The sequence below is a fragment of the Paracoccaceae bacterium Fryx2 genome, assembly GCA_032334235.1.
GTDB lineage: Bacteria > Pseudomonadota > Alphaproteobacteria > Rhodobacterales > Rhodobacteraceae > JAVSGI01.
The window spans coordinates 2,271,529-2,286,324 of record JAVSGI010000005.1; the positions used below are offsets into that span (position 1 = coordinate 2,271,529).

General features: G+C 70.4%; 5 protein-coding genes. 3 read left to right on the plus strand and 2 right to left on the minus strand.

Translation table 11 applies throughout. From position 1 onward, the window contains the following. Nucleotides 1-17: 17 nt before the first annotated feature. Genes RNZ50_20285 through RNZ50_20295 form a run of 3 tightly spaced genes read left to right on the plus strand, consistent with a single transcriptional unit; the run spans nucleotide 18 to nucleotide 11,950 of the window. Nucleotides 18-6,389, plus strand: coding sequence for an SDR family NAD(P)-dependent oxidoreductase (locus RNZ50_20285; GenBank protein MDT8857332.1), 6,372 nt, complete (start codon nucleotides 18-20; stop codon nucleotides 6,387-6,389). A 4-nt stretch (nucleotides 6,390-6,393) separates the two neighbouring features. Next, the gene (locus RNZ50_20290; GenBank protein MDT8857333.1) at nucleotides 6,394-7,395 is read left to right on the plus strand and encodes a glycosyltransferase family 2 protein; all 1,002 of its coding nucleotides are present in this window, start codon (nucleotides 6,394-6,396) and stop codon (nucleotides 7,393-7,395) included. A 40-nt stretch (nucleotides 7,396-7,435) separates the two neighbouring features. Further along, nucleotides 7,436-11,950: an LLM class flavin-dependent oxidoreductase gene (locus tag RNZ50_20295; protein ID MDT8857334.1), complete on the plus strand. Its 4,515-nt coding sequence runs from the start codon at nucleotides 7,436-7,438 to the stop codon at nucleotides 11,948-11,950. Between the two features lie 97 nt (nucleotides 11,951-12,047). Here the strand turns inward: RNZ50_20295 and RNZ50_20300 are convergent, their stop codons facing one another. Together RNZ50_20300 and RNZ50_20305 are read right to left on the minus strand one after the other, a co-directional pair. Continuing rightward, complete coding sequence (locus RNZ50_20300; GenBank protein ID MDT8857335.1) at nucleotides 12,048-12,752, minus strand: response regulator transcription factor; 705 nt, start codon at nucleotides 12,750-12,752, stop codon at nucleotides 12,048-12,050. After that, nucleotides 12,749-14,707, minus strand: coding sequence for a PAS-domain containing protein (locus RNZ50_20305; GenBank protein ID MDT8857336.1), 1,959 nt, complete (start codon nucleotides 14,705-14,707; stop codon nucleotides 12,749-12,751). The genes RNZ50_20300 and RNZ50_20305 overlap by 4 nt, the downstream gene beginning before the upstream one ends. Nucleotides 14,708-14,796: the final 89 nt, after the last annotated feature.

Consider the following 14,796-nt stretch of genomic DNA (forward strand, 5'->3'; position numbering starts at 1 on the left):
GCCCCCGTGAAGGTTACATGAGCGCCGATCCGATTCCCGCCGACACTTCCGAAACCGGCATCGCGATTGTCGGCATGGCCGTGCATGTGCCCGGCGCGGCCTCGGTGGGCGAATACTGGGCCAACCTGAAGGCCGGGGTGGAAAGCATCCGGCACCTGACCCCGGACGACCTGCTGGCCGCAGGCGAGGCCCCGGCCCGGATGCGCCAGCCCAACTATGTGCCCAGCGCCGCCCTGCTGGACGGTTTTGCCGATTTCGATGCCGAGTTCTTCGGGTTTTCGCCCAAGGATGCCGCGATCCTCGACCCCCAGCACCGCCAGTTCATGGAAGTGGCGTGGGAGGCGCTGGAAAACGCGGGCCACCCGCCCGAGGCGTTTCCCGGCGCCATCGGCGTCTGGGCAGGCTGCGGCATGGGCAGCTATTTCTACTTCAACCTCTGCTCCAACCCCGATCTGGTCGAAAACACCGGCATGTTCCTGCTGCGGCACACCGGCAACGACAAGGATTTCCTCGCGACCCGCGTCAGCCACATCTTCGACCTGCGCGGCCCCAGCATCAACGTGCAGACCGCCTGTTCCACCTCGCTGGTGGCGGTGCACTATGCGGCGCAGTCGCTGTTGTCGGGCGAATGCGACATGGCGCTGGCGGGCGGCGTCACGGTCGAATTGCCGCAGGGGCGGGGGTATCTGTTCACCGAGGGCGAAATATTGTCGCCCGACGGGCATTGCCACGCCTTCGATCACCGCGCGCAGGGCACGGTTTTCGGGTCGGGCGCGGGCTGCGTGGTGCTGCGCAGGCTGTCGGACGCGCTGCGCGACGGCGACCACATCTGGGCGGTGATCAAGGGCACGGCGGTCAACAACGACGGGGCGGCGAAGGCGGGCTATCTGGCGCCGTCGGTCGACGGGCAAGCCCGCGCGATTGCCGAGGCGCAGGCGGTTGCGGGCGTTACTGGCGAAACCATCGGCTATGTCGAATGCCACGGCACCGGCACCTATCTGGGCGACCCGATCGAGGTGGCGGCCCTGACGGCGGCTTTCCGCGAAACCACCGATGCGGTGGGGTTCTGCAAGATCGGCTCGGTCAAGACCAACATCGGCCATCTGGATGCGGCGGCGGGGGTGGCAAGTCTGGTCAAGGCGTCGCTGGCGCTGCACCACCGGCAGATCCCGGCCTCGCTGGGGTATGAATCGCCCAACCCCGCGATTGATTTCGAGACGAGCCCGTTCCGCGTCAACGACCGGCTGACGGAATGGGCGGGCACCCCGCGCCGCGCCGGGGTCAACAGCCTGGGCGTCGGCGGCACCAATGCCCATGCCGTGCTGCAGGAGGCCCCGGCGCGGGCGGCATCGGGTGACAGCGACTGGCCGTTCCAGATGCTCGTGCTTTCGGCCCGGTCGCGCGCGGCGCTGGATGCGGGGGCGCAACGGCTCTCGGCGCATCTGCGCGCCCACCCCGAACAGCCGCTGGCCGATGTGGCCTGGACGCTGAAACACGGCCGCCGCGCGTTTGAAAAACGCCGGGTGATCGTGGCACGCAGCCATACGCAAGCCGCCGACCTGCTGGAGGGGCAAGACCCGCGCCAGGTGTTCAGCCACGACCATCTGGGCGACGACCCCGAGGTGGTGTTCATGTTCCCCGGCGGCGGCGCGCAGTTCGCGGGCATGGCGCGCGACCTTTACGACACCGAACCCGAGTTCCGCGACTGGATGGACAGGGGTCTGGCGATCCTGCAACCGAAGCTCGACTACGACATCCGCGCGCTGTGGCTGGCCGCGCCGGGGGAGGAGGCCGCGGCGAACGAAAGGCTGCGGCAGCCTTCGGTGCAACTGCCGCTGATCATGATCGTGGAATATGCGCTGGCGAAGCTTTACCAGTCGTGGGGTGTGGTGCCTGCCGCGCTGGTCGGGCATTCGATGGGCGAGAATACCGCCGCCTGTCTGGCAGGGGTGCTGAGTTTCGAGGATTGCATCGGGCTGGTGCATCTGCGCGGGCAGTTGTTCGACAGCATCGCCCCCGGCGGGATGCTGGCCGTGCCGCTGACGGAAGGTGAGCTGCGCCCGCTGCTGACCGGCGATCTGGATCTGGCGTCGGTCAACGCGCCGGGGCTCTGCGTGGTATCCGGCCCCGATGCGGCGCTGGCGGGGCTGACGGAGGTGCTGGCGGCGCAGGGGGTGGACCCGCAGCGCGTGCCGATCGACATCGCTGCCCATTCGCGGATGCTGGAGCCGATCCTGCGCCAGTTCGGGGATTACCTGCGGTCGATCCGGCTGCACGCGCCGACGATCCCGATCATCTCGAACCGCAGCGGCGTGGCGCTGACGGCGGCCGAGGCGACCGACCCCGGATACTGGGTGGCGCATCTGCGCAATACCGTGATGTTCCGAAGCTGCATGGCGACGCTGGCCGCGACCCCCGGCCGGGTGTTCCTTGAGGTCGGGCCGGGGCGGGCGCTGTCGTCGCTGGCGCAGGCCAACGGCGTGCCGGGCGGGCAGGTGATCGCGGCGCTGCGCCACCCCGAACAGGAGATGGCGGATGATGCGTGGTTCATCGCCAGCATCGGCAGGCTCTGGGCCTGCGGCGTCGCGGTGGACTGGGCGCCGATCTGGGGCGATGCGGTGCGCCAGCGCGTGCCGCTGCCGACCTACGCCTTTCAGCGCAAGACCTACTTCATCGCGCCGGGCACGGCCCTGGCGCCGCAGGTGCAGGCCCCCCCGATGCGGTCGGACGACATGGCAACCTGGGGCTGGTTGCCGGAATGGCGGCCCCGCGCCGCCCCCGGTGCGCTGGATGTCGAGGCAGGGCTGCACGATCTGCCGCCGCAGACCTGGCTGATGTTCATGGATGAGGCCTGGCTGGCCGAGGCCTGCGCCGCACCGCTGCGCGCCGCCGGGCATCGGGTGATCACGGTGCGGGCGGGCGACGCCTTTGCGCGCGACGGGCAGGGCGGCTATCTGCTGGCCCCCGAGCAGGGCCGCGACGGCTATGACGCGCTGATCCGCGATCTGGTGGCGCTGGGGCACCTGCCGACCCGTGTGGCTCATTTCTGGCTGGTGACGGCCGGGGAAAGCCACCGACCGGGATCAAGCTTCTTTCACCGCAATGTCGAGCAGGGGTTCTATGCGCTGCTGTTCCTCGCGCAGGCGATGGCGGGCGAGAACCTGCCCGTGCCGCTGCACATCACCGCCGTGACCACCGGGGCGCAGCAGGTGCGGGGCGAGCCGTTGCCCTGCCCGGAAAAGGCCACCCTGCACGGCCCGGCGCTGGTGGTTCCGCACGAATTGCCGGGGGTGACCTGTGCCACGCTGGACGTGGTGTTGCCCGAGGCTCGCAAGGGGCGCGCCGATCTGGCGGCACTGGCGCAGCAGGTTCTGGAAGATCTGACCGCCACCCCCGCCAACAGCGTGGCCGCCCTGCGCGGCGGCAAGCGGCTGGAACGCGGGCTGCGGCGCGTGGTGCTGCCGTTGGCCGGGGACGTGGTGCCGCAGGGTGCGGTGGTGATGATCACCGGCGGCTTTGGCGGCATCGGGCTGACGCTGGCCGAAGACCTGATCCGCCGCAATGGCGCGAAGATCATCCTGATCACCCGCCGACCCTTGCCGGACCGCGCGGCATGGCCCGGCCATCTGGCGCGGCATGACCCGGTCTCGCGCCGCATCCTTGCGCTGCAACGGCTGGAGGCGCTGGGCGAGGTTCTGGTGGCCACCGCCGACGTATGCAACCTTCAGGAGATGCGCGCGGCGGTCGATGCAGGCACGCGGGCCTTCGGGCCGGTTCGCGTGGTGATCCATGCGGCCGGCGTGGTGGATGACGGCCCTCTGATGACCAAGACCCCCGCCGCGGTGGAGGAGGTGTTTGCCCCCAAGCTGCATGGCACGCAGGTGCTGGACCGGCTGTTCCCCGATGGCACGCTGGACCTTATGGTGCTGTTTTCCTCGACCTCGACCGTGACCGGGCCCGCGGGGCAGGTCGACTATGTGGCGGCAAACGAGTTCCTGAACGCCTGTTCGCTTTCGCGCAGCGGCGGCCGAACGCGGGTTCTGGCGCTGAACTGGGGCATCTGGGCCGATGTCGGCATGGCCGCCGAGGCGCTGGCCGACCGCACCGGCACCCGGCCGCCAGCCCCCCGTCAGCCGGTCACGGCGGCGCTGCTGGACGAGGCGACATTCGATCCGGTCGGCCACCGGCTCTACACCGCCCGGCTGGGGGTGGACCGCTGGATCCTCGGCGGGCACCGGCTGCGAGAGGGCGGGCAGGCGCTGCTGCCGGGCACCGGGTATGTGGAACTCGCGGCCGAGGCGCTGGCCGCCGAGGGCATCCCGCGGTTCGAGATCCGAGACCTGACCTTCTTCCGCCCGCTGGCGGTGGAAGATCCGCGCCCGTGCGACATCCGTGTGCGCCTGCGCCGCAGCGACGAAGGCTTCGGCTTCGAGGTGCAGAGTGCAACGCAGGCTGGTGGCCGCTCCGGGTGGCAGTTGCACGCGCAGGCAAGGCTGATGCCGCTGGCCGATGCCCCCGGCCGGATCGACGCAGGCGCGATTGCGGCGCGCTGCCCGCAGGGGACGGCAGACCCGCAGGGGCTGGTGTCGCCGCAAGAGGCGCATCTGGCCTTCGGGCCGCGCTGGCGGGTGCTGACCCGCGCGGCACTGGGTGTTGGCGAAGGCATTGCAGACCTCGCCTTGCCGCAGGCGTTCCGGGGCGATGCGGGCGAGGGCTGGCTGCTGCACCCGGCGATGCTGGACATTGCGACCGGCTGGGCGATGGGGCTGATCGCGGGTTACCTTCCGACGCATCTGTGGGTGCCGGTGTCCTATGACCGCATCAGGGTGTTCGCGCCGCTGCCCGCGCAGATCATCAGCCATGTCCGCAACGCCGGGGCCAACCGTGCCGAAGGGCCGGTCGCCAGTTTCGACGTGACGCTGGCCGATGCCACGGGCGCTGTCTGCGTGGAAATAGAGGGCTTCACCATCCGCAGGCTGGAGGGCGCGCTGTCCCGCGCCGCCGCGCCCGAACTGGAGTTCGACGACGGCCCTGCCAGCCGCCTGTCCTCGCCCGCCGAAGATCGGTTGCTGCACAATCTGGGTCAGGGCATTCGGGCAGGCGAAGGGGCCGAGGCGTTTCGCCGGGCGCTGGCCTGCGGGGGCCCGCAGGTCATCGTCTCGTCGCTCGATCTGCCGACGCTGATCGCGCAAGCCGCTGCGGCGGATGCCATTCGCCCGGACGGGCAAGGCTTCGCCCGCCCCGATCTCGACACCGCCTATGTCGCGCCGCGCAATGATGTGGAACGCACGCTGACCGGGTTCTGGCAAGACCTGCTGGGGGTGGAACAGGTCGGGGTGGAGGATGACTTCTTCGCGCTGGGCGGCCACAGCCTGATCGCGGTGCGGCTGTTTGCCATGGTGAAGAAGGCCTACCGCGTAGATTTCCCGATCTCGGTGCTGTTCGAGGCGCCGACCATCGCCCGCTGTGCGGCGATGATCGGGCAACGCATCGGCCCGGCGGAGGGCGCCGCACTGGCCCCTGTGCGGCGCTTCACCCATCTGGTCGCGATGCACGAACGCGAGGGCGGGCCGAAGACGCCGTTCTTCCTGGTGGCGGGCATGTTCGGCAACGTGCTGAACCTGCGTCATCTGGCCCAACTGCTGGGCGGCGACCGGCCGTTCTATGGCTTGCAGGCGCGCGGGCTTTATGGCGACGCGGCCCCGCACACCACGCTGCCCGAGGCGGCGGCGGATTGCATCGCGGAACTGCGGCAGGTGCAGCCGCAGGGGCCCTACCTTCTGGGCGGCTTTTCCGGCGGCGGCCTGACGGCGTGGGAAATGGCGCGGCAACTGGAAGACTCGGGAGAACAGGTGGCGCAGCTGGTGCTGCTCGACACCCCGATCCCGGTGCGCCCCGCGCTGAGCCGCATCGACAAGGCGCTGATCCGGCTGGCGCAATTGCGCGCGCAGGGGCCGCGGTTCGTGCTGGACTGGGCACGCGACAAGCGCGCGTGGCGCAGGCTTCAGGCGGCGGGCGCGCCGGAGCAGGCCGAAGGCGCCTTCCACAATGCGGCGATCGAGGCCGCGTTCCGCGCTGCGATGCCGGGCTACACCCTGCCGCAGCGCGCCGGGCCGACCACGCTGTTCCGCCCGCCGCTGGACCGGCGCTGGCAAGTCTCGGGCGGGCGCTGGGTCAGCCGGGCGCGGGAATATGTGTTCCCCGACAACGACCTGACCCGCTTCGCCCCCGCCCTTGAGGTGATCGAGGTGCCGGGCGACCATGACAGCATGGTGCTGGAGCCCAACGTCCGGGTGCTGGCCGCCCGCCTGCGCCCGGTGATCGCGGCGGCAGAGGCGGTGCCGGAAGCGTTGGCCCCGGCGTGGCATCCTGCAACGGCGGCGGAGTAGCGCGATGGGCCCGACCCTGCTGACCGTCATCCTGAACTGGCGCACGCCTGACATGACGCTGCAGGCCGCCGAGGCGGCGCTGCGCGAGATGGCGGGCATCCCCGGCGCGCTGACCATCGTCGACAACGACTCGGGTGACGGGTCGTTCGAGAGAATGGCGGCCGAGGTTGCCCGGCGCGGCTGGAAGGGCGGGCCGCACCGGGTGCGGGTGCTGCAATCGGGGCGCAACGGCGGCTTTGGCGCGGGCAACAACGTGGGTATTCTGGCGGGCCTGCCCGGGGGCGCGCGGCCCGATCTGGTGTATATCCTGAACTCCGATGCCTTCCCGGATGCGGGTGCGATACGGGCGCTGCGCGACCATCTGATGGCCCATCCCGGCACCGGCTTTGCGGGCAGCTACCTGCACGGCCCGGATGGCGAGCCGCACCGCACCGCGTTCCGCTTTCCGTCGATCGCGTCGGAACTGGAAGGGGCGGCGCGCTTTGGCCTGATCAGCCGGCTGCTGCACCGCCATGTCGTGGCGCAGCCGATTCCGCAGGCGACGACCCGGGTCGACTGGCTGGCGGGGGCCAGCCTGATGATGCGTCAGGACGTGCTGGACCGGATCGGGCTGTTCGATGAAACCTTTTTTCTTTATTTCGAGGAAACCGATCTTTGCCGCCGCGCCGCCAAGGCGGGCTGGCCGACCGACTATGTGCGCAACAGCATCGTGACCCATATCGGCTCGGTGTCCACCGGGATGAAGACATGGGGCCGCACGCCGGCATTCTGGTTCGACAGCCGACTGCACTATTTCACCAAGACCCATGGCAAAGCCTATGCCGCCGCCGCCACCGCCGCGCATCTGCTGGGCGGCGCTGTGTGGCAGGCCAAACGGCTGGTGCAGCGCCATCGCCGGATCGATCCGCCGCACTTTCTTTCAGACCTGATCCTGCACTACCTTGATGCGGCGCGTCAGGGTTTGACCGGGGGCCCTGCCCCCCGGGCCGGAACAAACCGCCCATAGGGGCCCCGTGCCGTCAGCCCCCTGACGGATAGGAGCGTAGATGAAACCGTTTTCCAGTATCGTCATCGGCAATGAATCGCTGCTGATCCAGTGCAGCGAGATCCTGCTGTCACGCGGCCATGCCATCGCCGCCGTGATCACCCGCAACCCCGACGTTGCCGTCTGGGCGCGGGGGCGCGGGCTGCGGGTCGCGCCGGTGGGGGCGACGCTGGAGGATGTGACGGTGGACTGGTTGCTTTCCATCGCCAACCTGTCGCTGATCCCCGAGGCGCTGCTGGCGCGGGCCACGCAAGGCGCGGTGAACTTCCACGACGGCCCGTTGCCGCGACATGCCGGGTTGAACGCGCCGGTCTGGGCTATTCTGAACGGCGAGGCGCAGCACGGCATCACCTGGCACATGATTGAGGGCGGCATCGACGAGGGCGACATTCTGGAGCAGCGCCTGTTCGACATCGCGCCAACCGACACCGCGCTGACCCTCAACACCCGCTGTTTCGAGGCGGCAATCGACAGTTTCCCCGCCCTGCTGGCCGCGCTGGAAACCGGGGCGCCGCACCGCCGCAAACAGGACCTGACGCAGCGCAGCCTGCACAGCCGCGCCAACCGCCCGGCTGCCGCAGGGCGGATAGACTTTGCCCAGCCGGTGGCGCGCGTGCTGGCGCTGGTGCGGGCGCTGGACCATGGCGGCTATTTCAACCCCCTGACCTGCCCCAAGATCGCCGCGGGCGACCGCGTGCTGCTGGTCGGCGCGGCCGAGGCTGCGGCGGGCTCCGCCGCCCCCGGCACGGTGCTGGAGGCGACCGAGGCGGGGCTGGTGGTGGCCTGCGCCGATGGCGCCGTTCGGCTGGCGCGGATCACCGATCAGGCGGGGGCGGCGGTCTGCCCGAAGTCGCTGGGCGTGGCGTCGCTGCCCCTGCTGACCGCCGACGAAGCGCAGGCGCTGACCGCCGCGCTTGCCGCCGTGGCCCCCGGCGAGGGCGCGCTGCGCCGGGCGCTGGCCGCGCTGGAGCCCTGCGAAGTGCCCGAGGCCACCGCCGCTGCCGTGCCGCTCTGGGCGCAGGTGCCGCTGGCGTTGCCGCCCGGCCTTGCGGGCGACCGCACGCTGGCGCTGCTGGCGCTGGGGGCGGTGCGGCTGTCGGGCAAGCCGCTCGGCGATCTGGCCTATGCCGATGCCGCCGTCCCCGCCCCGCTGGGCATCCTCAGCGGCTGGGTGCCGCTGCGGGCGGGCACCGATGGCACGCTGGCCGGGGCGGAAGCCGCCGTGACCGCAGCCCTTGCGAAAGCCCGGAAGACCCCCGCCTTCCCGCTCGACCTCGTCGCCCGCGACCGTGCGCTGACCGGGCTGGCAACGCCGCAGGTCGGCCTGTCGGAGAACGCCCCCCTGCCCGGCACCGTGCTGACCCTGACCCCCGGCGTGCTGCACTACGACAGCGCACGCCTGTCCGCTGCCGCCGCCGCCGCCCATGCCGCCCGGCTGTCGGTTTTCCTGCACGCCGCAATCGCCGCCCCGGAAACCCCGGCAACCACGCTGCCGATCCTGCCCAACGCCGAGCGCGACCAGGTGTTGCACCAGTGGAACGCCACGGCGCAGGCTCATGACCGCAGCCTCTGCGTGCATCAGGCGTTCGAGCAGCAGGCCGCCCGCACCCCCCACGCCACCGCGCTGGTGTTCGAGGGCGAAAGCCTGACCTATGCCCAGTTGAACACCCGCGCCAACCGGGCGGCGCATGTGCTGATGGGCATGGGGGTCGGCCCCGGCGTGCTGGTCGGCCTGTGCACCCGGCGCGGCCTTGATCTGCTGGTCGGCGCGCTGGCGATCCAGAAAGCCGGGGGCGCCTATGTCCCGATGGACCCGACCTACCCCGCCGAGCGCATCGCGCTGTTCCTGGAAGATTCCGCCTGCCCGGTGCTGGTGACCCAGACCGCGCTGGAAGACATCCTGCCCGAGCATGGCGCAGATGTGCTGCTGATCGACAGCGTCCCCCGGCTGGCCACGGCGCCCGAAACCAACCCCGAGTCCGGCGTCACCCCCGAAGACCTCGCCTACATGATCTATACTTCCGGCTCGACCGGGCGGCCCAAGGGAGTGATGGTCGAACATCGAAACGTGATGAGCTTCTTCGCAGGGATGGACCAGCGCATCGGCCCAGCGCCCGGCGTCTGGCTGGCCGTCACCAGCCTGTCGTTCGACATTTCGGTGCTGGAGCTGTTCTGGACACTGGCGCGCGGCTTCAAGGTGGTGCTGACCAGCGACGAGGATCGCGCGCTGGTCTCGGGCGGGCGGATCGACACGGCGCAGAAGATGGATTTCTCGCTGTATTACTGGGGCAACGACGACGGCGCCGGTCCGAAGAAATACGAGCTGCTGCTGGAAGGCGCGCGCTTTGCCGATACCCACGGCTTCTGCGCGGTCTGGACGCCGGAACGCCATTTCCACGCCTTCGGCGGCCCCTACCCGAACCCCTCGGTCACCGGGGCGGCGGTGGCGGCGGTGACGAAGAACATCGGCGTGCGTGCGGGCTCCTGCGTGCTGCCGCTGCACCATCCGGCGCGTGTGGCCGAGGAATGGGCGGTGATCGACAACCTGACCAACGGCCGCGCCGGTCTTGGCATCGCCTCGGGCTGGCACCCCGACGACTTCGTGCTGCGCCCGGAAAACGCGCCGCCGAACAACCGCGCCGCGATGTTCGCGGCCATCGAACAGCTGCGCCGACTGTGGCGCGGCGAGACGGTCGAGTTTCCCACCGACGGCGGCAAGACCTTCGGCGTGCTGACCCAGCCGCGCCCGGTTTCGCGCGACCTGCCGATCTGGGTGACCACCGCAGGCAACCCCGACACCTGGCGCGAGGCGGGCGAGATCGGGGCGCATGTGCTGACCCACCTCCTGGGCCAGTCGATCGACGAGGTCGGCGACAAGATCAGGCTCTACCACGCCGCCCTGCGCAAGGCCGGGCATGACCCGGCAGACTTCACCGTGTCGCTGATGCTGCACACCTATGTGGCGCGCGACCGCGAACAGGCCCGCGCCACCGCCATCGGCCCGATGAAGGCCTATCTTGGTGCTGCGGCGGGTCTTGTGAAGCAATACGCCTGGGCCTTCCCCGCCTTCAAGAAACCGCAGGGCGTCGCCAACCCGATGGATATCGACCTGCGCACCCTGACGGGCGACGAGGTCGCGGGCATCCTCGATTTCGCCTTCCACCGCTATTTCGAGGATTCCGGCCTGTTCGGCACTGTCAAGGACGCGCTGGCCCGGGTGGAGCAACTGAAGCGCATCGGCGTCACCGAGATCGCCTGCCTGATCGACTATGGCATCGCCCCCGAACAGGTGATGGAGGCGCTCTACCCGCTGGCCGAGGTGCTGCGCCAGTCCAACGCCGCGGCGGGGCCCGCCGCCGACGATCATTCCATCGCGGCGCAGATCATCCGCCATGGCGTGACGCATCTGCAATGCACCCCGTCGATGGCGCGGATGATCGCGATGAACGACGAATCCCGCCGGGCGCTGGCGGGGGTGCAGACCCTGCTGATCGGCGGCGAGGCGCTGCCGGGCGCGCTGGTGGCCGATCTGGCGCGGGCAACCAGGGCCCGCATCCTGAACATGTATGGTCCGACCGAAACCACCATCTGGTCCGCCACCGAACCCGCCGTGCCGGGCGACGGCGTGGTGCCGATCGGCCGCCCGGTCGCCAACACCCAGGCCTATGTGCTCGACGCCGCGCTGCAACCCCTGCCCGTCGGCACGCCGGGCGAGTTGTGGATCGGCGGCGAGGGCGTGACGCGCGGCTACTGGCGGCGCCCGGATCTTACGGCCGAACGCTTCCGGCCCAATCCCTTCGCCCCCGGCCGGATCTACCGCACGGGCGACCTCGTGCGCTGGCAAGCGGATGGGCGGCTCGACTTCCTTGGCCGCACCGACCATCAGGTCAAGCTGCGCGGCTACCGGATCGAACTGGGCGAGATCGAGGCGGCGCTGGATGCCCAGCCCGGCGTCACCGCCTCGGTGGTGCTGGCGCGCGAGGACAGCCCCGGCGACCTGCGGCTTGTGGCCTACCTGACCGGCACCGCCATCGAGACGGCGCTGCGCGGGGCGCTGGCGGCGCAGTTGCCCGACCACCTGATCCCGGCGCATTTCGTCACGCTCGACGCCTTCCCGCTGACGCCGAACCGCAAGATCGACCGCAAGGCGCTGCCCCCGCCGGGAATCAAGGCCGCGCCGGAGGCGTTCGTCACGCCCGACTCCGGCCTGCAGGCGCAGATTGCCGCGATCTGGAGCCATGTGCTGGGCGTGCCGAAGATCGGCGCGAAGGACAATTTCTTTGCGCTGGGCGGCCATTCGCTGCTGGCGGTGCAGGCGCACCGCGAGATGCGCGAGAAGCTGGGCCTGCCGAAGCTGTCGATCACCGACATCTTCCGGTTCCCGACGCTGGCGGCGCTTGCCGCGCATCTGGACGTGGCCCCCAAAGCCGATCCCGATGGCAACGCCCGCGCCGATGCCCGCACCGACGCCATGGCTCGCCGCCGCGCCCTGCGCAGCGGCAGGATCGGCGCCTGACCCCCACCGGCGGTGCCCGCAAAGCACCGCCGGTCCCCATTCATCTTGGCAAAAATATCCCCGCCGGAGGCTCCGCCCGCGACGCCGCCCCGCCCTGTCAGGACCAGACCACATCCCCCAGAAAGATATAGCCCGCGCCGTAGATCGTCTTGATCAGCGTCGGGTTCTTCGGGTCTTCGCCCAGCTTGGTGCGCAACCGCGAGATACGCACGTCCATCGCCCGGTCGAAGCTTTCGCCCGCAGCCCCGCCCAGCGACTCCTGCATCTGCGCCCGCGAGATCAGCCGCTTCGGCGCTTCCAGAAACAGCCGCAGCACCTCGCCCTCGGCGTGCGAGAACGGCACTTCCGTGCCATCGGCCGCGATCAGCACATAGCGGTCGAACTGCGCCACCCAGCCGGCAAAGCGCGCCACCTGCGCCTGGCGTTCCACCCCGGTGCGGCCCTTGCGCAGCCGGGCGCGGACGCGGGCCACCACCTCGGCCGGATCGAACGGCTTGATGATGTAGTCGTCGGCGCCAAGCTCCAGCCCGGTCACCCGGTCCTGCACCTGCGCCCGGCCCGAGATGATGATGATCGCCGCCCCGGATTCCAGCGCCAGCCGGTGCACCAGCGCCAGCCCGTCGCGGTCGGGCAGGCCAAGGTCGACCAGGCAGACATCGGGCGTCACCCGCTTCAGCGACGCCTCGAACTCGGTGGCGCGCCCGTAGCTGGTGGTGCGGAAGCCTGCCTCCTCCAGCGCGTCGGACAGCAGGCGGCGGATCTCGGGTTCATCGTCCAGAATGGCGACATGGGGCGGTTTCATGCGGCGCCCTGCCCCAGAAAGGCGGCAAGGGCACCGGCGTCGAACGGCTTGGTCAGCACGGTGAAGCGGGCGGCGGCGCGGGCGCGCAGGCGGTGCGCGGGCGGCAGCGAGGTCATCAGGCAGACCCGCAGCGGCGGCACCCGTTCGGCCAGCCGCTCTGCCAGATCGACGCCCGAAAGCCTGCCCGGCAGCCCGATGTCGGACAGCACGACCGACAGCCCCGGCAGATCGGCCAGCGCCGCCGCCTCGTCGGCGCTGGCGGCCTCGATCACCGCGTGGCCCATGTCGCGCAGCATCCCGCGCACGGTCTCGCGGATCTCGGCGCTGTCCTCCACCAGCAGCACCAGTTCCGGCGCGGTCGGCGGTTCCACGCGGCGCAGCGGCAGGCGCAGCGTGACCAGCGCGCCGCCGCCCGCACGGTTCTCCAGCCGCACCGTGCCGCCGCAGAGCGTGATCTGGTCATAGACCATCGACAGCCCCAGCCCCGAGCCCTCGCCGCCCTTGGTGGTGAAGAACGGGTCCAGCCCCTGCTGCAAAGCCGCCGCGCTGAACCCCGGGCCGTCATCGGTCACGCTGATTTCCAGCCAGGTGTCGCGCACGGGCCGCGCCGCGACGCGGATGGTGCCGCCCGTCGGCCCCAGCGCATCGCGGGCGTTCAGGATCAGGTTCACCAGCGCATCCTGCATCCCGCCCGCATCAAGCAGGATCGGTGCATCGAGCCGTTCCAGCGCGATCTCCAGCCTTGTGGCGTCAGGCAGGGTGGGCCCCGCCAGAACGCGCAGATCGGACAGGAACGACGCCAGATCGGTGGACACGGGGCGCAACTCGCGCCGGCCGGATATGCTGGCGATGCGGTCCAGCAGCACCCCTCCGCGCCGGGCGGCGGCCAGCGTTGCCGCCACCAGCGCCGGTCCGCCATCGGGCAGGGCCAGCCGTTCCAGCCGCCCCTGCAGGCCGAGGATGATCGTCAGCAGGTTGGCGAAATCATGCGCAAGTCCCGAGGTCAGCTGCGCCGCCAGTTCGCGCTTGCGGGTCTGGGTCAGGGCGGCGCGGGCCTGCGTCTCGCCGGTCACGTCCATCGACAGGATGTAGACGCCGCCGATTTCGCCCCCCGCCCGGTTCCCCGCCTGATCCGGCGTCTGATCCCCCGTCTGATCCGGCGTAAAGGCGGCGCGGATGCGGCGGCCGGACTCGTCGTCGGTGAATTCGAACACGCTGGCCTCGCCCTCCAGCGCCTGCGCGAGGTAGGGCGCGATCTTGTCGAAGGTGCCATCGCCCAGCGCCTCGCGCCCGGTCAGGCCAAGGATGTTGCGCGGCCGCCCCGGCAGCACCGAGGTCAGCCGGCGGTTGGAATAGGTGTAGCGCAGGTCGCGGTTCACATGCGCGATATGGGCGGGCATCATCTCGGTGGTCAGGCGGGTGCGGGCCTCCATCTCGGTCAGCTCGCGCTTGGCCTCCTCCAGCGCCGCGTTGGTCGCGGCCAGCGCGCGGTTGGCCTGGCCAAGCCGTTCGGCATGGGCCAGCAGGTCTTCCGACAACTCCTCGGACCGGGCGCGGAGCAGTTGTTCCTGCAGCTTGATCTCGGTGATGTCGGTATAGACCGTGACCCAGCCGCCCTGCGGCAGCGGCGAGCCTTCGACGGAAATCCAGCGGTTGCCGGGGCGCGGCCGTTCCATGTAGTGCGGCTGGAAGGCGCGGGCGGCCTGCACCCGGGCCCGCACGGCGGCCTCGGGGTCGTCAACCGGGCCATATTCGCCGCGCGCCACCAGAAAGCGGACGGTGTCTTCGAACGAGGCGCCGGGGCTTACCAGCGCCTGCGGAAAGTCGAACATGTCCTGAAACCGCCGGTTGCACACCGCAAGCCGCAAATCGCTGTCATAGATCGACAGCGCCTGCTGGATCAGGTTCAGCCCGGCCTGCATCAGGCCGGTGCGCGGATCGTCGGTCTGCGGCATGAGGCACCTCTGACCCCATGGCTAGCACCCCGGGGGCAGGGCGCGAAAGGCCCAAGCGCCCGCTGTTACAATTCGAAAGGATTGCGAAA